17 protein-coding genes and 1 pseudogene are annotated in these 21,178 nt (G+C 56.3%); 8 read left to right on the forward strand and 10 right to left on the reverse strand.

Annotated features, from left to right (window positions below; translation table 11 throughout):
- Positions 1–24: 24 nt before the first annotated feature.
- Positions 25–1,112: pseudogene (locus ABJD00_RS02300) on the reverse strand (PQQ-dependent sugar dehydrogenase).
- Positions 1,113–1,286: 174 nt separating this feature from the next.
- Here ABJD00_RS02300 and ABJD00_RS02305 point away from each other — a divergent pair.
- From ABJD00_RS02305 to ABJD00_RS02330, 6 genes are all read left to right on the forward strand, one after another.
- Positions 1,287–2,486, forward strand: coding sequence for an ABC transporter substrate-binding protein (locus tag ABJD00_RS02305; protein ID WP_108837988.1), 1,200 nt, complete (start codon positions 1,287–1,289; stop codon positions 2,484–2,486).
- A 95-nt stretch (positions 2,487–2,581) separates the two neighbouring features.
- Positions 2,582–3,364, forward strand: coding sequence for an ABC transporter ATP-binding protein (locus tag ABJD00_RS02310; RefSeq protein WP_413829195.1), 783 nt, complete (start codon positions 2,582–2,584; stop codon positions 3,362–3,364).
- A gap of 87 nt (positions 3,365–3,451) precedes the next feature.
- A complete protein-coding gene (locus ABJD00_RS02315) occupies positions 3,452–4,165 on the forward strand; it encodes an ABC transporter ATP-binding protein (protein ID WP_413829196.1) in 714 nt (237 codons plus the stop codon).
- 76 nt (positions 4,166–4,241) lie between these two features.
- A complete protein-coding gene (locus ABJD00_RS02320) occupies positions 4,242–5,252 on the forward strand; it encodes a branched-chain amino acid ABC transporter permease (protein ID WP_413829197.1) in 1,011 nt (336 codons plus the stop codon).
- A complete protein-coding gene (locus tag ABJD00_RS02325) occupies positions 5,249–6,553 on the forward strand; it encodes a branched-chain amino acid ABC transporter permease (protein ID WP_413829198.1) in 1,305 nt (434 codons plus the stop codon). The genes ABJD00_RS02320 and ABJD00_RS02325 overlap by 4 nt, the downstream gene beginning before the upstream one ends.
- A 188-nt stretch (positions 6,554–6,741) precedes the next feature.
- Positions 6,742–7,296: a hypothetical protein gene (locus ABJD00_RS02330; protein WP_413849672.1), complete on the forward strand. Its 555-nt coding sequence runs from the start codon at positions 6,742–6,744 to the stop codon at positions 7,294–7,296.
- 548 nt (positions 7,297–7,844) lie between these two features.
- Here the strand turns inward: ABJD00_RS02330 and ABJD00_RS02335 are convergent.
- From ABJD00_RS02335 to ABJD00_RS02355, 5 genes are all read right to left on the reverse strand, one after another.
- Positions 7,845–9,422, reverse strand: a complete 1,578-nt coding sequence (locus ABJD00_RS02335) for an arylsulfatase (RefSeq protein ID WP_413829200.1) — start codon at positions 9,420–9,422, stop codon at positions 7,845–7,847.
- 246 nt (positions 9,423–9,668) lie between these two features.
- Positions 9,669–10,319, reverse strand: coding sequence for a DUF302 domain-containing protein (locus ABJD00_RS02340; protein ID WP_413829201.1), 651 nt, complete (start codon positions 10,317–10,319; stop codon positions 9,669–9,671).
- Between the two features lie 141 nt (positions 10,320–10,460).
- Positions 10,461–12,485, reverse strand: coding sequence for a mechanosensitive ion channel family protein (locus tag ABJD00_RS02345; RefSeq protein ID WP_413829202.1), 2,025 nt, complete (start codon positions 12,483–12,485; stop codon positions 10,461–10,463).
- A 245-nt stretch (positions 12,486–12,730) separates the two neighbouring features.
- Positions 12,731–13,168: a hypothetical protein gene (locus ABJD00_RS02350; protein ID WP_413829203.1), complete on the reverse strand. Its 438-nt coding sequence runs from the start codon at positions 13,166–13,168 to the stop codon at positions 12,731–12,733.
- Positions 13,169–13,364: 196 nt separating this feature from the next.
- Positions 13,365–14,909, reverse strand: a complete 1,545-nt coding sequence (locus ABJD00_RS02355) for a helicase HerA-like domain-containing protein (RefSeq protein ID WP_413829204.1) — start codon at positions 14,907–14,909, stop codon at positions 13,365–13,367.
- A 425-nt stretch (positions 14,910–15,334) separates the two neighbouring features.
- On the opposite strand from ABJD00_RS02355, the gene ABJD00_RS02360 reads away from it, so the two are divergent.
- The gene (locus ABJD00_RS02360; protein ID WP_413829205.1) at positions 15,335–15,943 is read left to right on the forward strand and encodes an invasion associated locus B family protein; all 609 of its coding nucleotides are present in this window, start codon (positions 15,335–15,337) and stop codon (positions 15,941–15,943) included.
- Between the two features lie 94 nt (positions 15,944–16,037).
- On the opposite strand, the gene ABJD00_RS02365 is transcribed toward ABJD00_RS02360, so the two are convergent.
- The 4 genes from ABJD00_RS02365 to ABJD00_RS02380 are packed head-to-tail and all read right to left on the reverse strand — an operon-like array spanning position 16,038 to position 20,274.
- Positions 16,038–17,246, reverse strand: coding sequence for a beta-ketoacyl-[acyl-carrier-protein] synthase family protein (locus ABJD00_RS02365; protein WP_413829206.1), 1,209 nt, complete (start codon positions 17,244–17,246; stop codon positions 16,038–16,040).
- A complete protein-coding gene (locus ABJD00_RS02370) occupies positions 17,246–17,506 on the reverse strand; it encodes an acyl carrier protein (RefSeq protein ID WP_413829207.1) in 261 nt (86 codons plus the stop codon). Before ABJD00_RS02370 ends, ABJD00_RS02365 begins: the two co-directional genes overlap by 1 nt.
- A gap of 32 nt (positions 17,507–17,538) precedes the next feature.
- The gene (gene lpxD, locus ABJD00_RS02375; RefSeq protein ID WP_413829208.1) at positions 17,539–18,630 is read right to left on the reverse strand and encodes a UDP-3-O-(3-hydroxymyristoyl)glucosamine N-acyltransferase; all 1,092 of its coding nucleotides are present in this window, start codon (positions 18,628–18,630) and stop codon (positions 17,539–17,541) included.
- Between the two features lie 36 nt (positions 18,631–18,666).
- On the reverse strand, positions 18,667–20,274 hold the full coding sequence (locus ABJD00_RS02380) for a L,D-transpeptidase family protein (protein ID WP_413829209.1): 1,608 nt from the start codon (positions 20,272–20,274) through the stop codon (positions 18,667–18,669).
- A gap of 316 nt (positions 20,275–20,590) precedes the next feature.
- On the opposite strand from ABJD00_RS02380, the gene ABJD00_RS02385 reads away from it, so the two are divergent.
- Positions 20,591–21,160 (forward strand): YcbK family protein, encoded by a 570-nt coding sequence (locus ABJD00_RS02385; protein WP_413829210.1) that lies wholly within the window; start codon positions 20,591–20,593, stop codon positions 21,158–21,160.
- The last annotated feature ends 18 nt before the right edge of the window (positions 21,161–21,178 follow it).

Consider the following 21,178-nt stretch of genomic DNA (forward strand, 5'->3'; position numbering starts at 1 on the left):
GCACGCACAAAGAAATCCCGCGCGTTATCGGCTCATGCGGTAGACTTTCCCGTTGCCCACAGAAACAAAAAGAATGCTGCCGTCGGCATCCTCAACAATATCGCGCACGCGAAGCGTCTCGTCACTTTCAAGCTGTTCGACTTCGCGCACGCGTCTGCCGGATACATCCAGCCTCGAGATATAGCTGAACTTGAGAGAACCGACGAACATATCGCCCTTCCATTCGGGGAACATATTGCCCTGATAAACAATCAGTCCCGACGGTGCGATCGACGGGTCCCAGTAGTGTGCCGGCTGCTCCATTCCCGGTGCCGATGTGCCCTGCCCGATCTTGGCACCGGAATAGTGAACCCCGTAGGAAATGATGGGCCAGCCGAAGTTCGCGCCTTTCTGCACCCGGTTCACCTCGTCCCCACCTTGTGCACCGTGTTCCGCTGTCCAAAGCGTGCCGCGCGCATCCAGACCGGCGCCCTGAGGATTGCGGTGTCCGTAAGACCAGATTTCAGGCTGCGCCCCCTCCACACCCACAAAGGGGTTGTCGCCCGGCACCGTCCCATCCCGGTTCACTCGAACGATAGAACCGTTGTGCACGGAACGATCCTGCGCAGATGGGCGATCCCCGCGATCTCCAATCGTGACAAAGAGCGTGCCATCGCGCGCCTCGACCACGCGGCTGCCAAAGTGACGACCACCAGAGCCGCCGGGTGCGCTTTCAAACAGGTCGCGCAAGTTGACAAGACGTCGTCCATCCGCGCTCAACTCAGCCGCAGCAAGGGCTGTGCCTGACCCGCCGCCCTGCCGTTTGGAATAGGTCAGAAACAGGGTGCGGGTACGAGCGAAATCACGCGCCAGTGTAATGTCGAGAAGGCCACCCTGCCCCCGTGCCACCACGCGCGGCGTTCCTGATACCTTGTTTTTCCGCCCGTCCCGGATCAGTTGCAACGTTCCATCGCGTTCGGTGACAAGAAGACCACCATCCGGCATTGGCGCCACAGCCCAAGGTCATCTAGCCCGGTGGCTACGGCTGTCACGTTTACGGTCCCGCGCTCGGCATCAAGCGCAACGGCTTGTGTGGCTAATATAGTCAGAGTCAGTGCAACGGCATTTTTCATAGCAACCTCCCGGATCGCAAAAGCGCGCTAGTCGCCTTTGAAGTCATATGTGCCGCGTTTGAAGGATTTACAGGCCGATTGACCGCGGGGAGGCCAAGTAACCCACTTTTCTTTTTCAAAAGCCCCACGTAACGTCCTGTCCCAGAACAACAGTTCCAATAAGGGAGAAACAAAATGAAAAAATTCATGATGGCCACAGCGGCCACAGCACTGATGGCAGGCTCTGCCTTTGCCGACGGTCACCAAGCGGACGTCAAAATCGGCATCATTCTGGGTTTCACCGGCCCCATTGAATCGCTGACGCCTTCCATGGCCGATGGCGCTGAGCTGGCGATGAAGGAAGTCACGGATTCCGGTCTGCTGCTCGACAGCGCAACCGTCACACCCGTACGCGCAGATTCGACATGCATTGACGCAGGCGCGGCATCGGCTGCCGCCGAACGTCTTGTGACGGCCGACAAGGTCGATGGCATCATGGGCGCTGACTGCTCCGGCGTCACAGGCGCGATCCTGAACAACGTGGCCGTGGCCAACGGTGTTGTGATGGTCTCACCTTCCGCCACAAGCCCCGGCCTGTCGCACAACGACAACGAAGACAACGGCCTGTTCTTCCGTACGTCACCTTCTGATGCGCGCCAAGGCGTTGTGATCACCGAACTGCTGATGGATCAGGGCATCAAAGAAGTCGCCGTGACCTACACCAACAACGACTATGGCAAGGGTCTGGCTGACAGCTTCCAGGCAGCGTTTGAGGCCGCAGGCGGTACTGTGACGATCAACGCAGCACACGAAGACGGGAAAGCCGACTATTCCGCGGAAGTTGGCGCGCTGGCATCAGCAGGCGGTGAACGTCTTGTCGTCGCCGGTTACGTTGACCAAGGCGGGTCGGGCATTGTGCGGGCTGCACTTGATTCCGGTGCCTTTGACACATTCCACTTCCCGGATGGCATGGTCTCTGCGGCACTGCTGGAAAACTTCGGCACTGAAATCAACGGCTCCTCGGGTGCACACCCCAGCCCCTCCGAAGAGCTTTCTACTGCGTTTGCCGATCACGTCGGCGGTGCCTTTGACAGCTCCTCTCCCTTCACACCAGAAAGCTATGATGCGGCTGCGCTGATCATGCTGGCGATGCAGGCGGCTGGCTCCAAAGACAGCAACGACTACAAAGAGCACGTCATGAACGTCGCCAATGCACCGGGTGAAGAGATTGGCGTGGGCGAATTGGCCAAAGCGTTGCAAATCCTCAAGGATGGCGGCGACATCGACTATGTCGGTGCCACAGGCGTAGAACTGGTCGGACCGGGTGAAGCCGCGGGCAACTACCGCGAAATCAACTATGACGGCGGGGTGGACAACACGGTCGGCTTCCGCTGATCCGTTTCGCATGTACAAACAAGACAGCCCGAGGCGTAATCCTCGGGCTGTTTCAATATCTTGAAGGTCGCTCTTAACGTGGCACGGGGACAGATATGATCGTCGTTGACGACCTGCACAAGCATTTCGGCGGATTTCACGCCGTGGACGGTGCATCGCTACAAATCGAGCCGGGATCAATTACTGGGTTGATTGGCCCAAATGGCGCCGGAAAAACCACACTATTCAATGTGATCGCGGGCGTTCTTCCACCAACCTCCGGTCGCGTGACCATGGACGGCGAAGACATTACCGGCCTGCCGCCGCATACCCTGTTTCACAAAGGCCTGCTGCGCACCTTCCAGATCGCCCACGAGTTTTCGTCCATGACATGCCGGGAAAACCTGATGATGGTTCCTGCAAGCCAATCGGGTGAAACGCTGTGGAACACTTGGTTCGGTCGCAAGCGCATCGCCGATGAGGAACGTGCACTGGCCGCCAAGGCGGACGAAGTGCTGGAGTTTCTCACGGTCGAACATCTGGCGGATCACAAGGCGGGTCAGGTTTCGGGTGGACAAAAAAAGCTGCTGGAACTGGGCCGCACCATGATGGTGGACGCCAAGATCGTATTTCTGGATGAAGTGGGCGCAGGCGTGAACCGCACTCTGCTCAACACCATTGGCGACGCAATCCTGCGGCTTAACAAGGAACGCAACTACACCTTTGTGGTGATTGAGCACGACATGGATTTCATCGGCAAGATTTGCGACCCCGTCATATGTATGGCCGAGGGCCGTGTGCTGGCCGAAGGAACACTGGCCGAGATCAAGGCCAATGAGCAGGTGATCGAGGCTTACTTGGGCACGGGCCTCAAGAACAAAGACAAGGTGGGCGCATGATCCTGTTTGGCATTGATCGCAACAATCTGACGGGCACGAGTGGCGCTTTCCGTAGTATTGTCGGTCCGGAAAAATTGGGAGAAGACGATGTCTGAACCCTTTTTGATCGGCGACACAATGACCGGAGGTTACGGCGCCGGCCCTGACATCCTGCATGATTGTACTGTCGCCGTTGAACCAGGAGAGATTGCGGTGATCGTTGGCCCCAATGGAGCAGGCAAGTCTACTGCAATGAAGGCCGTGTTTGGCATGCTGAACGTGCGGCAAGGCTCGGTCAGACTGGACGGCGAGGACATCACCAATCTGTCTCCGCAGGACCGTGTGGCTAAAGGCATGGGGTTTGTGCCGCAGACGTCGAATATTTTCACCTCGATGACGGTTGAGGAAAACCTCGAGATGGGTGCGTTCATCCGAACGGACGACTTTTCCGGGACGATGGCGCAGGTCTATGACCTGTTTCCGATCCTGAAAGAAAAACGCTATCAGGCTGCGGGCGAACTGTCCGGTGGACAACGCCAACAGGTCGCCGTGGGTCGCGCGTTGATGACACAGCCCAAAGTGTTGATGCTGGATGAGCCCACCGCCGGAGTCAGCCCAATCGTCATGGACGAGCTGTTTGACCGTATAATCGAGGTGGCACGCACCGGTATTCCGATCCTGATGGTGGAACAGAACGCCCGCCAAGCGCTTGAGATTGCAGATAAAGGTTATGTTTTGGTGCAGGGGCGCAATGCGTATTCAGGGACAGGCAAGGAATTGCTGGCTGACCCCGAAGTGCGCAAGAGTTTCTTGGGGGGATGAGGACCGTGAAGCGAGATTTCATCCCGGCCGTGGCATCGGCAATGACCCATGCCACAAAGTGCGAGGGTAAATAGTCATGGACCTGCTAAATGCCTTCGTGGCCCTTTCCAACTTTGTTCTAATCCCCGCCATCGCCTACGGCTCGCAACTCGCCTTAGGCGCACTTGGCGTCACCCTAATCTACGGCATCCTACGCTTTTCTAACTTCGCCCATGGCGACACGATGGCCTTTGGCACTATGGCCACCATCTTGATCACATGGGGGCTGCAATCCATAGGTGTCACTGCCGGCCCACTTCCAACGGCCCTCATCGCCCTGCCCTTTGGCATCGCGATTTGTTCTGCTCTTTTGCTTTTCACCGACCGCACCGTTTATCGTTTCTACCGCCAGCAAAAAGCGAAACCAGTGATATTTGTAATCGTGTCGCTCGGAATCATGTTCATCATGAACGGGCTTGTCCGCTTTATCATCGGGCCCAATGACCAGCGCTTTGCGGATGGCGAACGCTTCATCATCTCGGTGCGGACATTCAAGGAGATGACGGGCCTGCAAGAGGGGCTCGCCATCAAGACCACCCAAGGGATTACAGTTGTCACGGCCGTCATCGTAGTCGCAGCTCTGTTTTACTTCCTTAACCGCACGCGCACTGGCAAATCCATGCGGGCCTATTCGGACAATGAGGACCTCGCGCTGCTCTCCGGCATCAACCCCGAACGGGTCGTCATGGTCACCTGGCTGATCGTAGCGGCACTCGCCACGATCGCTGGAGTTTTGTACGGCCTCGATAAATCGTTCAAACCCTTTGTCTATTTCCAACTGCTTCTTCCCATCTTTGCCGCTGCCATCGTTGGCGGTCTCGGCTCCCCAATCGGCGCCATTGCAGGTGGATTTACCATCGCCTTCAGCGAAGTCATGATCACTTATGCTTGGAAAAAGGTCGCCAACTACGCTCTCCCCGAGGCCATCGCGCCTGACGGTCTGGCCCAGCTTCTGTCCACGGACTACAAATTTGCCGTCAGTTTCGTAATCTTGCTGATTGTGCTTCTGTTCAAGCCGACCGGCCTTTTCGCGGGGAAATCCGTATGAGCGATCTCACACGCAATACCCTCTATTTTGCATTCGTCGCCCTTCTCATCATCGGCACTGGCTTTGTTCAAAGTTGGAACTCTGCCCTGTTTGTACTCAACTTCGGCCTGATCAGTGCGATCATGGCGTTGGGGGTGAACCTGCAATGGGGGTTCGCGGGGCTGTTTAACGTCGGGATCATGGGTTTCGTCGCACTGGGCGGGCTTGCCACGGTACTCGTCTCGATGCCTCCAGTAGGTGAAGCCTGGGCGGCGGGTGGTATCCGCGTCGTCCTTTCTCTTGTATTGGGGGCCGCCACGATCGTCGGAGCGATCCTTGCTTATGGCGCCTTGCCCAAAGGGCGAATGCGCACGATTGGCATGATTGCCATCCTCGCAATTGGCTTCTTTGTCTACCGTGCTGTCTTTGATGGCGGCGTACAGGCGGTCGAGGCGGTTAATCCTGCCAATGCCGGCTATCTTGGCGGGCTGGGTCTGCCGGTGCTGATCGCATGGCCTGTCGGTGGACTGCTGGCAGCGGGTGCGGCTTGGATCATTGGCAAAACGGCCCTCGGCTTACGCTCGGACTACCTTGCCATCGCGACGCTTGGCATCGCTGAAATCATTATCGCTGTGATGAAGAACGAGGACTGGTTGGCGCGTGGTGTCAAAAACGTGGTTGGCTTGCCCCGTCCCGCGCCGTACGAAATTGATCTGCAAAACGACCCGTCTTTCGTCGAACGCGCCGCCGGTTTGGGCCTCGACCCCGTTACCGCTTCGACCATCTGGGTCAAACTGATCTATGCGGGCCTCTTCGCCGTGGTCCTGATCGCTCTCTTCATTCTGGCGCAACGCGCGCTCCACTCCCCATGGGGACGGATGATGCGCGCCATCCGCGACAATGAGGTGGCGGCGGAAGCCATGGGCAAAGACGTCACCGCCCGCCATTTGCAGGTTTTCGTGCTTGGCTCGGCCATCTGCGGTATTGCGGGCGCTATGATGACGACGCTGGATGGGCAACTTACCCCCGGCAGCTACCAACCACTGCGCTTTACCTTCCTCGTTTGGGTTATGGTGATCGTTGGTGGCTCGGGCAGCAACCTCGGCTCGGTGTTGGGTGGGTTCCTGATCTGGTGGCTCTGGGTGATGGTCGAACCTATTGGGCTTGGGCTCATGCAATTGATCACATCGGGCATGGCCGAGGGTTATTGGCTGCGAGACCATCTGCTGGATTCTGCGGCGCACATGCGACTTCTGACCATGGGATTTGTGCTGATCCTTGTGCTGCGGTTTAGCCCGCGGGGGTTGATTCCTGAGAGGTAGGAGAACGTCCGCATAGCGAACACACTCATCGTTCGCGATCTATTCTTCGCCAAGTGACCTTTGTGTCTTTGAATATCGCCCCCGATACTGCCAAGTTATTCTTGTAGAACGATGGAGACTGTTATGAACCGACTGGCTCTTCGCCCCGGACACAGTGACTTTGGCGTGCTCCACAAAGGATTGTCATGATGGCCCGCCTTTATCCCATCGCCCTGGCGATCCTGATTGGCACTGGTGCGGCGACTGCCGAGGACTGGTCCGGCCAGATTTCCCGCGCTGTCGAACTGCCTGCGCATCGATGGCTGGCTGAGCAACGCGCGGCCAGCGATGGTCCGACCCCATTCAGAACAGATGGTTGCTCAGGGGGAATGTCCAGCCTCTGGACTTTCATGGCCGAACGTTACCCGGCATTTTCCGAGGCGCATGGGGGTATACCACCTTGGGAATCCTGCTGCGTGACGCATGACCGGGCCTATCACGATGCTGGACCTGACCCGGCACCCATCGTCAGCTACGACGCGCGCCTAACTGCCGACGAGGTTCTGCGTCAATGCGTGCAAGGAACTGCAAGCACTCGCGATAGCGTTCTGATCGAGGAATACGGGTTGAATGCAGAGCAAGTGCGAGCCGCTTACGATGCGATCTCCGAGTCAATGTTTCAGGCCGTTCGGCTGGGGGGCGGTCCTTGTACCGGTCTGCCTTGGCGTTGGGGGTACGGCTACCCGCATTGCTGGCAGCGATAGGGCATCACGGGCCATACTAAACACCGTCGGTGGGCTGTGAACACCGTATGGTAAAGCTCTGGCAAGATGACCAAATCGCGGAATGTGCGGGCTGCGCCATGTCGCTTCCCCAACTACCGTTTTGTGGATGAATCTGCCGGTCGAACGCGTTATTCGGATCGCGACAAATCCCCCAAAGCCAACCCTCACGGCAGGTGCCAGCGCGTCACTTTGCAAAATACATACGGACTTCCATGCGTGGGAGCAGCCGTGTTTCCATCAGAAACAACACAATGTTGGACCGCATCGTGGATGCAGCCGGATAGCTCCACGCGCAAGAAAAGTGAGCATTCCAAAAAGCAATTTGTCCAGTTGGCAACATGGATCTGTTGGAACGCGTTTATACAGTTTGGGCCATGATTGACCTCATCCGAACAATCTCAGTCTTTATTGCTCTGACCGCTGGACTGAATGCCAGAGTAAGGCCGGGCAGTACCCGGCGCTTTCGGGTTTGGGTGCCTGACCCACAGAAAACTCTGCTGGATCAGGCCATTTTTCCGATTGCAGTCCTACTGGGACATGCCACCTTCAGTCGATACTTGTTTTTCAACATCGCTCTGGTTTTCGACAGCGGCTCCACGCGGCGGGAATTCCTGAAAGCTCTGCAGGTGTCGTTGAACGACGCGAGCTGCCGGACCAAACGCCCACATCTTCTTGCCCATCCAGTTGACATACATACCTGACTCTTCGGCAGCTTTTTCGTATGGGTCACGCCTAAGATTGAACAGCAAGGGTGCGTTCAACTCATCCTTTGGACCGCCCCACCCGTGATTTTGAACGACAAAGTGAGCTTTCCAATCACGATAGCGGATCGCTTGAAGGTTCGTGCCTTCATAGTACACGATTTCATCTCGTTGGCTGTCTTCTCCGCCCATCAAATAAGAGAGCTGATTGTAACCGTCGAGGTGGACTTGGTAGCCCTCATATCCTTCCAGCAAAGCCTCGGGCAGGTTGTCTGGGCCACCGGCTGCAGCGACCAGCGTGGGCATCCAGTCCATCCCTGAAAAAATGCCGTTGGCGACACGGCCTTCAGGTACTTTACCCGGCCATTTGATGATTGCAGGCACGCGGAAGCCACCTTCCCATGTGGTCCCTTTTTCGCCATGAAACGGTGTTGTACCACCGTCAGGCCAAGTCATCGTTTCCGGTCCGTTGTCCGACGTAAAGACCACGATCGTGTTGTCGCTTACGTTCAACGCATCCAGGCGTGCGAGTACTTTGCCTACGTTGTCATCAAGCTCTTTCATGACCACGTCCTGCAAGCCACGCCCATCGCCCAGCATCGCTTCATACACCGGGCTCAGGTGAGTCCAAACATGCGCTCGGGCTGGTGCCATCCAGACAAAGAACGGGGTTTCGCTTTCCACTGCGCGGTCAATGAAGTCCAGCGTCTTTGCTGTCACCTCATTGTCGAGAGTTTTTTGCCGTTCAGGTGGCGCCGGACCATCGTCGATAATGCGCTGGTTGCCGACCAATCCCCACCGCGGATCTACAGTCTCGTCGGTTTCTTCGGTGGCAAAGGCGTGGATGACATTGCGCGGCCCGAATTGTGCTTCGAATTCGGGATCGTCAGGCCAGTCGGGGTCAGACGTATATTCCATTGCATTCAGGTGATAGAGCCAGCCCCAATATTCATCGAACCCCTTTGTCGTGGGCAAGAACTGGTTTTGGTCACCAAGGTGGTTTTTGCCGAACTGGCCTGTCGTATAACCCAGCGATTTCATCATGTTTGCGAGCGTCGGGTCCTCATTGTTCAACCCCACAGGGTCACCAGGCAGACCGACCGTGTGCATGCCGACGCGGACAGGAAACTGGCCTGTAAGAAACGCGGCACGTCCGGCCGTACAGCTGGGCTCGGCGTAATAGTCGGTCAGGCGGGTGCCTTCCATCGCAAGTTGGTCAAGGTTGGGCGTTTGGATGCTCTTGACACCCTGATGATAGCTCCCAAGGCTGGCCCAGCCGACGTCGTCCGCCATGATAACCAGAATGTTCGGGCGGTCTTCTTGCGCGAAGGTCGCCGAAACGCCAGCCAAAGTGACCAGTACGGCACCGACGGCAGAGCGCTTGAGTGGCATTGAAAGTAACATATTTTCCCTCTTTCTGGTTGGTAGTGGATTTGACCAAGTCAGCTTAGATTCTGAAAATGGGCGGTCGTACCTACCATTCGCTTGATGAGTTAGGGCATTTCCGTCCGCGTGGCTTGAGTTCAGTCGATGGCGGAAGAGAACGTGGCCCCAAGCCTCTTGTTGAGCATCCTGTGTGGGTCGATAGAAGTCCCGTAGTAAAGCTCAGCCAGTGCGGCGATGTCGTTGTAGAGAACGCGCGCTTTGCCATCATCCCCAGCGTAAACCAGTAGTTTTTGGCAAAAGGCATCCAGCCCTATGGCTGGATAGTCCGCCATCGCACCCCCCCCCCGGCGCTGGACCGCCAAAGAGCAAAAGTTGCGAGGATACCAGTGGGATACCGAGTTTTGCGGCGTCTTCCTGAAAGTTGATTTCACCAAACCAGATCGTGTCGGGTTCCGATGTCACAGCCGCTTTCAATCGCGCCACCGTCTCGGGCACATCATATTGTGATTGGAGTTCAACAATGGCGAAGTTCGGGCTTACGCCAAGTGTCGGCGCCGGCGCAATGACTGCGTGTTCCAACTGACCTACTACATCACTCAAACGCGCATCGAAGGCGGCAAGCGCTGAGGCGTCTGTCAACGCATGCCTTTGCGACAAAAACTCTGATGAGGTGTAAGATACAGTAACCTTTCCGCTCTGGTCGAAAGCCAGCACCCGAAAAGGCAGATCAAGACCAGCCCGTATGTTTTCCTTCATCACGTTGGCATTGACGGCGCTATCCGCAAACAGTTGAACGCGCGACGCCGGCATCTCGACGCCTTCTGCCGCCGCAAGGCCCGCGTGGTCAATCTGAATAACCGGTGTCAAATCCGCCGCAACCACAGACGCTTCAATTGATGTGAAAACTTGGTCCACCGTCCTTTGGTCTGCGTGCGCCGGACTTGCAAGAGCTGCGGAAAGACTGATCATGACTGCAGATGTGCGATTGAAAAAACGGATCAAAGGAACCTCTTACTTCTTAGTCGGGATTGGACGGCCGATCTTTGTGCGCGGCGGTCAGGCCGGTGTTGCTGCGTCGGTTGCGACTTTTGCAGCAGCGGCTTGTACATCCTCGACGGAATCAACGACCACTCGCGGCGCCGCAATTTGAATGTTGTTTTCAGAAAATGCTTTCTGAATCGCATTCAACGCTTTGCGTCGGATAAGGAACTGCTCGCCGGGTTTGGCAGTAAACTTCACACCAATCTTGTAGTTGGAGCCAACCATAGCAACAGCACCCTGACTTTTCAGGGGAGCAAGGAACTGCCCCTCAAGTTCAGGGTCTTCCATCAATTGCGAGCCGATCTTCTTGACGAGTTTGCGGACTTTTTCCAGATCCTGTGTCGGTGCAACCTCAAACGATAGTTTGACAGTAACCCAGTCGCGGCTGTGGTTTTGAACTGTTCCGATGGAACTGAACGGAACTGTAAAGACAGCGCCCAGATGGTGGCGCAGTCTTACAGAGCGCAGCATGATTGCCTCGACAACACCTTTTCCTTCGCTTGTCTCAATGTATTCGCCTTTGCGGAAAGCGTCTTCGACCAGATAGAGAACTCCAGAGATGATATCTTCTACGATCTTCTGAGCGCCAAACCCGACAGCAAGACCAAGAATACCGGCACCTGCCAACAGCGGTGCAATCTGAACGCCCAGTGACGACAGCGCCAGCAGGACAGTTACAGTTCCGATCAGGACTGCAAGCGCGGTTCGCAAAATTGGCAAGACCGTTTCAATTCGACTGCCCCCCACGCCGCCTTCGCCTTCGGGGACACCGCCCTCATCTTCTCCGGCCATTGGCGACCCTGAATCAAGAAAACCACTGATCATACGCCATGCAGACACACCAACCACCGTTACAATGGCTGCGCTTACCAGTCCGGGAAGAATACGTTTCGCACCGACCAGATCGGTTGCGAAAGGATCGATGTTCCAAGCGTACAGGATGAAAATCGCGGCACCGACAGTTATTGCGCCTTCCAACAAGGAAAACACTCCGGCAATGCGACCGCGCTTGTCCCGTTCTACCCGGGACATCATGTCATTCCGCCAAATTCCAATACTTGCGACAAGGAAGGGCGTGAGTACAAACACGGCAAAAGAGCGTTTCAAAGCCGAAGCATCTTCGCCCAGTGTTCCACTTAGATAACCGCGCGCCTCTGCCGCAACTTGCAGCAGGAATACGAAAATATAGAACACGGGCCAGAATCTGCTCAGCAAGCGGACAAGAGGCCTTGGATTATCGGCGTCTGTCGACAGGACACGTATGATCAGGCCACCAACCGGTTTTCGAACCGAGACAAAGAAAAACGCCGTAGCAACGCCATCAAGTAGCCGGGTGGCAACAGCGAAAAGCGCACCACTTTGGCCTGCATCCACAACGCTTATGACGAATTCGCGAGCAAAAGTTGTCATTCCAAAGAAAACGATAAGGAACAAGGCTGACCGCATCACCTGAGAAGCCTCAGCATCACTCAGACTGTTTGCACGCCGGTGCGGATCTTTCGACCCCGTCAGGATTTCCATGACCAGAAACCATGTACGTGGCAACATCACGCTTGAAACAGCAACCGCCGCAAGTTCAAACGCCTCCGTGCCGCTGTCGAACAACACGTTCAAGCCGATGGCGCACATCGCGTAGAAGATCAAAAGGCCCAAAGCATGCGTGATGCCCCAACGTACCGCACTGTTGAGCGCTTGCGATACGCCAGACGCGGCAGCGGCCGCTTCCGCTTTCCGTTTCATCAGCAAGCCCACGACGATCCGCTCCACAAGGTACGCGAGTGCAAAGATAGCTATGCAGATCGCCAGTGTGGCCAAAGGTTGATACCCTTCGGATGCGCCAATCTGGGAAAACCATGCCTCAACTTTTGCAGGGAGAGACGCGCTTGCATTAATGCCGGCCGCGATCAGGTCCGCTGGCTGTGCGACAGTTTCAAGTCCTGATACTGCCACTTCGCTATTCTGAAGCTGACTGGCAAGCTTATCGATAGTTGCTTCGGCGTTTTCTCCGGTAACGACAATCTCAATTCGTGTCTCACTCATGGTCTGGCCTTTTGATTTTTGCGTCGTTGCGCCGTTCTAGCGACGCTTGTCGCTAGTTGCGTCTATCCCTTCGTTCAAAGGAGTGAACGTATAGTTAACCTATCCTTCCGGATAGGTATCGGGATGTATAACGTTTGCATGGCATTTTTTGCCAAAGCCGCCAAGCGGCAGAGAGGAGCATGAGGAGTAAGCGCACAGCCGTGCGCGGAACCTCACTATGCCAAGTGACTATGTCGCAGGCTGCGTCATTCTGTTCCTGCAGGCACACAGCCTCTCAAACGCTCCGCGCCTTCGACGGCCTTTTCTGCTGCTACCGCGACAGCATCGTCCAACAGCCGTTCTGGCGTCTGAGCCAACGTAGACATTGAAGAATTGATGTCTGAAAGATGCGATTCAATTTTTCCAATACCTGCGTCCAGCTCTTGCAGCCTAGTGAACGAAATCCCTTGGGATTGCTGCTTCAGTGCTACAACGTCAGACTTAATTTTGCTGATTTCAGAATTGATGGTCTCGATGCCTGCCTCAAGTGGCTTTATCGCGACGAGACTTTGAGCAAATGTCTCGCTCAGAGAATTTGCCTTTGTCAGGAGCAACACCAAGAGCAAAAGAATGACGGCCACAAGGATCAGTGTTGCATTCAACATAGCCAAAAAAGATCTTTCAGTGTCTTTCTCATGTGTCACTCCGCTCAATCCGTTTTACCGCGTGGGTCTTATGGACATTCTGGTCCCAGCGTCAATTGAACGCCATCACTCTTGTCCACTCATGATTGCCCTACATTCTCAATCGCGCGCGCCGTTCCAATCTCGGCCAATTACGGGAGGGTTGGCATGAACCTCTTCAAAGGGTTCAAGGTCAACACTCAACTCTTTCCTTTTATTAACGTCCCTTGAACAACCCACCCAATATGCCGCGTACCATCCGCCGACCGGTCGTGCCTGTCAGCTCTTTGACCACCATATTGGTCATCGCTTCACCAAAACTCGGGTTGACGCGCGCGGGTCTTGACGTCGAGCGGGATACGCCTTTGCCCGAATACCGTCGTGCAGCATTGAATTCCCGCAGCGCAGGCGTATCGGCCTCTTCTGCTTGCGTTTCGGCGGCTTCTGCCTCAGCGGCTGCTTTTTCCGCGCGGGCCTTCAACATCTCAAATGCAGATGTTCGATCCAATGGCGTGTCATATTTTCCGGCCATGTCGCTGGTTGTCAATACCTCTGCTCGCTCTGCCGCGCTGAGAGGCCCAAGCTGAGACGAAGGTGGGCGGATCAGGGTTTTCTCCACAATCCCGGGTATCCCTTTTTTCATCAGCATAGACGTCACCGCCTCACCGACCCCAACCTCGCGGATCGCCTCCTCGGTGGAAAAGCGCGGATTTTCTCGATAGGTTTCCGCCGCTAGTTTCAACTGTTTGCGGTCCTTGGCTGTAAAAGCGCGCAGCGCGTGCTGGATACGGTTGCCAAGCTGGCCAAGGATATCCTCTGGCACGTCCGATGGGTTTTGCGTGATGAAATACACCCCCACCCCCTTGGAACGGATCAGGCGGGCCACCTGTTCCACCTTGTCCACGAGCGCTTTGGGGGCATCATCGAACAGCAGATGCGCCTCATCAAAGAAGAAAACCAGCTTGGGTTTATCGGGGTCTCCGACTTCGGGCAGCTCTTCGAAGAGTTCGGACAGCAGCCACAACAGGAACGTCGCGTAGAGGCCCGGCGCCTGCATCAGCTTGTCCGAGGCGAGAATGTTTATGCGCCCCTTTCCGTTCGCATCGGTGCGCATAAGGTCGGCCAGTTCCAGTGCCGGTTCGCCGAACAGACCTGCACCGCCCTGATTTTCTAGAACCAAGAGGCGCCGCTGGATCGCACCGATGGACGCACTGGACACATTGCCATAGCGCAAGGACAGCGTTTTGCTGTTTTCTCCGATCCAAACCAGCAATGCCTGCAAGTCCTTTAGATCAAGCAGCGGCATCCCTTCTTCGTCCGAGAGGCGGAAGGCGATGTTCAGAATGCCCTCTTGAGCCTCCGTCAACTCAAGCAGACGCGCCAGAAGCAGCGGTCCCATCTCGGACACAGTCGTACGCACCGGGTGACCCTGATCGCCAAATAAGTCCCAGAACGTCACCGGGCATGCGTGATAGTTATAGTCCTTGAACCCGATCTTTTCGGCGCGGCTCATGAACGGCTCGTGCAACTTGTGATCCGATGTGCCGGATTTGGCGAGGCCTGACAGATCGCCTTTGACGTCCGACAGGAACACCGGGACGCCTGCATTTGAGAAACCCTCAGCCAAAATCTGCAAGGTAACTGTCTTGCCAGTACCTGTCGCACCCGCTACAAGCCCATGTCGGTTGGCGTACCCAAGGGACAGCCGCTGTGGGTCGGCGTAGTCGACACCGCCCCCGCCGATAAAAATGTCTTCGCTCATCCTCGTTAACCTTTTGTCCTTGGGCTTCTTCGGAGGGACCATACAAAGTTAATACTTGGGTGCCATAGTGTTTTTGTTCCCGCCTAATGTCCTCCTGGTGCGGAACACTTCCTCCCTGTCAGACTGGCCGCGCCTTGTGCGCGGCCTTTTTTGGTTCGCCGCGCACACTAGACACAAAAACGATTCATAAAGGCTGTTGACCAGAGCGTGACGCTTTCGTAACGTCAGCGCAATAAGTCGGCCAGTCCGACGGGGAGTTACAAAAAACGACCGGAAAAGGAGGCTTTGTGGCCTCCTTTTTTGTGTTTGGGCACAAGGGTCCGACCTGTTGAACCGGCTGTGATGAAAACTTTGCGCTTTGGCCCTGACAGCGCCGTTCCGGCATGTTAGCAACCGCGATGACGCACAACTGAACCGGAATGAACATGCGAACCTTTTTGATTGCATTTACCACGGCCCTTGTCCTACCCGCCGCCCTGTTGGCGCAAACCACGGACACAGAAACAACCCAAGCAGAAACGCCATCCCAAAGCATCGAAGACCAGCTGAGCCTTGGCGAAGATGCGAGCCAACCACAGGTGGGCGAGACCTATACGGCTGAAAAAAACGGCGATTGGGACTTGCGCTGCATCAAGGCAGAGGAAGGCACTGAAGAGCCCTGCCAAATGTATCAGCTGATGTCCGACAGCGAAGGCACGCCAGTCGCCGAAGTTTCGATCTTCCGTTTGCCCGAAGGCGGGCGCGCGGTAGCAGGTGCGACCATCGTCGTGCCACTCGAGACGTCACTTCCCCAACAGTTGACCATGCAGGTCGACGATGGCGCTGCGCGTCGCTACCCCTATTCGTTTTGCAATTCGATTGGGTGCTATTCGCGCGTCGGTCTTGTGGCCGAGGAAATTGCCGCTTTTCGCGCTGGTGGCAAGGCCACTGTAACAATCGTTCCAGCCATGGCACCTGACCAGAAAGTCGCTGTGACGATGTCGCTTAACGGCTTTACCGCAAGTTTCGAAAAGACGACCGTCCTCGAGAATTAAGTGCATCCTAAGGGCCGCACGACCTATAGACCGCGCAGTTTCAGCGCGGTCTTTTTTGTTGCGCTGATGAACGATTGTGTTTGACTGAAATGCCCTAAACGCGCGCCAGTGCGAGAACGGCGTTCATACCTCCAAAGGCGAAGGCGTTTGACAAAACCACATCGACTTTGGCCTCGCGCGCATCGTTCGGCACAACGTCCAAAGCGCATTCCGGATCCGGTTCTTCGTATCCGATTGTCGGGGCGATGACGCCATCGCGCAGCGCCATAATGCAGGCCAACAACTCAACAGCGCCCGTACCGCCGATCAGATGACCGTGCATGGACTTGGTGGAGGAAATCATGAGCTTATCTGCATGAGGCCCGAAAACATCGGCAACAGCGGCACATTCAGTCTTGTCATTCGCCGCAGTGCCAGTGCCGTGCGCATTAATATAGCCGACCTGATCCCGGTTCACTTTTGCGTCCGCCAGAGCACCCGCCATGGCCCGCGCTGCGCCATTCTTGGACGGCATCACAATGTCACTCGCGTCCGAAGACATGGCAAAGCCAATCACTTCACACAGTATATCGGCGCCACGTTTGCGCGCATGTTCGTACTCTTCGAACACGAATATGCCCGCCCCCTCGCCCTGCACCATGCCGTTGCGGTTCGCTGAAAACGGACGGCACGCGTCCTTGGACATCACACGCAGACCTTCCCACGCCTTGACCCCTCCAAAGCAGAGCATGCTTTCGGACCCACCGGTGATCATCGCCGGGGCCATGCCGGTGCGCACCATTTGAAAGGCTTGCGCCATCGCATGGTTGGACGATGCACAGGCGGTCGACACGGTAAAGGACGGTCCCTTGAGGTTGTGTTCCATACTGACATGGCTGGCAGCCGCGTTGTTCATCAGTTTCGGTACGACAAAAGGATGAACCCGGTTCTTGCCCTCTTCATAGACCGAGCGATAGTTCGCATCCCACGTGCTGACCCCACCCCCCGCCGTGCCAAGAACAACGCCTGACTTTGCGGCTTCGTCACCCGAAAATGTCAGCCCGGACTGCTCAATCGCTTCTTTTGCAGCTGCGAGGGTAAACTGGGTGAAACGGTCATAGAGGCTCATCTGTTGACGGTTGTAACGCCCTTCCGCCTCAAAGCCGCGCACCTGCCCGCCGATCTGGATCGACAGGCGTTCAACATCCTGAAAATCGAGCGCGCCGATACCGCAGCGCCCTTCGCGCATCGCCTCAAGCGTGTCGGGCACATCGTGACCAAGCGCATTCACGCTTCCAGCCCCGGTGATAACAACGCGGTGCATCAGCCTTTTTGATCCGCGATCAGCTTTTCAATACCGGTGATGATGGACTGCACATTGGTGATATCGAAATCGGATTCGGAAGGATCGTTGGCATTGAATGGCACAGAGATGTCGAACTCTTCCTCGATTGCGAAAATGCTCTCCACAAGGCCAAGAGAGTCGATGCCCAGGTCTTCGAGCGTACTGTCCAATGCGACATCGCCCGGTTCCAACACAGCCTGTTCAGCGATGATTTCAATAACCTTGTCCTGAACACTCATGGCCCGTCCTCTTCCCGATTTACGCCGTTGATTTAGTCACTGGAACCTGACTTGAAAACCGCTTTCTTGAGGGCGGCAATGTCTGCAACATAACGCGGCAGGCGACGCAGCGCCTTGTAACTGTTGATCTGGGTTTTCATCTCGGTCGCCGGGTAGCCCAACATGACTTTACCGGCCGGAACTGAAGACAGGACAGTACTTGCTCCGCCGATGACCACGCGATCTCCAATAATGATGTTGTCAGCAATACCGGACTGACCACCAAGCACGACAAAATTTCCGATCACTGATGAACCGGCCACGCCGGCCTGCGCACAGACCAGAACATCCTGACCAAGAGATGCGTTGTGTCCGATCTGTACAAGGCTGTCGATCTTGGTGCGGTCCCCGATGCGCGTGGCCCGAATGGTACCATTATCGATGGTGGTATTGGCGCCCACCTCAACATCGTCACCGATTAGAACGCCGCCAAGGCTGGCGATGCGAGCCCACGCTTGGCCTTGCGCTTCCCCCTGCTCTCCAAGGCTTTCTCGTGCGGCCTCGACACCGCTTTTTTCCGGCGTGACAAAAGAAAACCCATCCCCACCGATGCGCACGCCAGGGTGCGCAACAAATCGTTCGCCAATATCCACCCGAGCGCCAATGCTTACATGTTCGCGCAGGAATGCGCCCTCACCAAGGGACGCCTTCCAGCCGATAAAACAAAGCGGCCCAATCACAGAACCTGCGCCAATCGTCGCGTCCGGCCCAATGACGGCCCCCGCACCAATGGACACATCCGCGCCGATCTTGGCCGTCGGATCAATGATGGCGCTGGGGTGAATACCTGCACCAAACCCCTGCCCCGGGTCCATCATCGTGGTAAGGTGAGACATCGCATAGCGTGGACGTTGTGGCAGGATTGCAGCCTTCAGACCCAAGGACTGCCAGTCCGCCTCTGCCCAGAGCAGCGCGGCTTGCGCCGATCCCTTCGCCAGACTGTCAGCGTATTTGGCCGTACTCGCCATCGCGAGATCGTCTGTACCTGCCGAGCTGGGTTCGGCCAATGCATAAATCACAACCGATGTATCGCCAACAGCCTCCGCACCGATCGCATCGGCAATCTCTGCAACGGTATAGCGCATAAGGGTCCTCCGGCCGCAAAAGCTGACGGGGAAGGCTTATCCCTGAACGGCGCGCAGAGCCACCCCTGCCTTGGACAGAGCACGCCAGATTTGCGCATCCCGTCCGTATACATCGCGGCGATACTGCGTGCGCCCTTTAGGGGTCGTAAACGCGGTGCGGTAGAGGATGTGAACAGGCACTGGGTTTTTCAGGTCAACGCGGGTTTCGCGGCCTGTCGCGAGCACAGACTGGAAATACGACTCCGGGTTCGACTCTTGCTTGGCCAAGAGCGCATAGGCAAAGTCAAACGGATCCGCCAGACGTACACAGCCGTGGCTGTAGGCGCGCGATTCACGGGCAAAGAGGTTCTTGGCTGGCGTGTCATGCAGGTAGATGTTGTGTGGATTGGGGAACATGAACTTGACCAAACCCAGTGCGTTACCTTTGCTCGGCGGTTGGCGCATCGCGTAAGGAAACGTGCGTGCCGTGTACTGGGAGAAGTCCGCAGACCCGCGGTTCACCCTGCGCCCGCGACTGTCTGTAATCTCGATGTGACGCACGGCATTGGGATCACGTTGAAGCGCCGGCAGGTATTCACCCACAACAATTGAACGCGGCACGTACCAGCTTGGGTTTACAACCATGAATTCCATCACATCGGAAAACTCGACCGTGGGTCGGTCTTGCTTGTTCGCGCCAACGACAGAGCGGGTCGAAAACGTGACTTTGCCGTTGTCGACAATTTTGGCTGTGAAGTCGGGGATATTGACCAGCACATGGCGTTTGCCGCGTTCCTGATTGACCCACCGCTCGCGCTCCATCGCAACGATGATGGATTGCAGGCGTTCCTGCACGCCAGTGTTCAACTCTTTCATTGTGCCGGCACCAACGACACCGTCAGCAGCCAGGCCATGGGCCAGTTGGAATTGCTGAACAGCGGCTTGCACGCTCCCATCATAAGTCTGAGTATTCGTACGCTTGAGGAACCCCATAGCGATCAGGCGATTCCGCATGGCCACGACTGATGCTCCGGACTGGCCAGGCTTGAGGGTCTTTGCGGGCACAGCCGCGCCCCAACCGCCTTTGGCCAGCAAACGCTCCATGCGCAGCTTTTCTTTCATTAGAGCGTTGTACTCAGTCGTTTTCGGGGCCAGCGCCTTGAAGAAGCCATTGGGTGACGATTTGGAGAAATTCACGAGGTAAGACGTGCGATCCCGATATGGCACCGCCCGGACGATGGCCTTGTTCACGCGGGATGGAACCAGAACGCCAGTTTGCAGGTCGCGAGCATATTGAAGGAAGGTGCGGCTCAACTCGACCTCGACCAAACCCCGATCACGCTCGGTCTTCACGGCCTTCATCTTTGCCTGAAGCCCACCAGCGTCATAGCGCGCGGTTGGCAATCCGTGATCGCCTGCTTTTGAGAGCGCGGCAAACAGGGCTGTTCGGCGCTGGCGTTCGCGCCCCGACCGGCCCGTCCAGAGGCTTTTGTACCCGCTCGCCTTGTAAAACGCTGAGATGTCAGCATCTCGTGCCGCAGCTTCCGCCACCGCCTGCTTGAACGCAGTTACTTGCGCCGTGGCGGTATGGGGCAACGCCGATAACATCGTGCCCACAGCCAATGCCAACACAAACATCCAATGACGAGAAACAACGAAAAACATCACTCACCTCAAGAAAAACTTTTTTCCAGTTGCGAAACAGTATCCCCAATCCGCCCAGACGGTGTCCATTCACATTGATGTTGATGCGTCATTCCGGCCACGCCTGATGCGTCGATGCATCGGTCACAGCCCCGCCGAACAAAATGCGCACAAATCGCGCAAAATCCCGCCAATATATCTTGCGACCGAACTTTTGCCAGATTCAGAGCTTGGTAAACGAATCAAGCTATGTCATAAAAAGGGCGCATCTGGGGATGAGATGACACAAAGCCCGTGTAACATCATGGGCGGCAGGCGTACGGGACGGCGCAGTAAAATGGCAAAAACTGACTCTACGGGCATATCCCGCCGGGCACTTCTAGGTGCATTTGCGGCGACCACCATCACAGCAGCTCCAACATTCTCCAAAGCCGCAGGCTTTTTGCGTGGATCCGGCGATATCCGACGTCTGCGTATGTATTCAGGCCGCACCGGAGAACGGATCGACATGATCTACTGGATCGAAGGCGATTACATCAAAGACGCCGTTAAGGAAGTGAACCACTTCATGCGTGACTGGCGCACTGGCCAATCAATGAAGATGGACTTGCGCAATGTCGACATCATGGCCGCTGCGCACAACCTACTCGACGTGAACGAACCCTACATGCTGTTGTCAGGCTATCGCAGCCCTCAAACCAACGCGATGTTGCGTTCCCGCAGCCGGGGTGTAGCCAAAAACTCCTTGCATATGAAAGGTCAGGCCGCAGATTTGCGCCTGTCCACGCGCTCTGTCAGCCAAATGGCGCGCGCCGCAGCAGCCTGCCGCGGCGGTGGGGTCGGAAAATACTCTGGCTCGAACTTCGTGCATATGGATTGCGGCGTGGTCCGCACCTGGGGCGGCTGAACTCCTTAGCGGACGTCT

Origin of the sequence: Tateyamaria sp., assembly GCF_039945315.1 — a bacterium.
Classification (GTDB): Bacteria; Pseudomonadota; Alphaproteobacteria; order Rhodobacterales; family Rhodobacteraceae; genus Tateyamaria.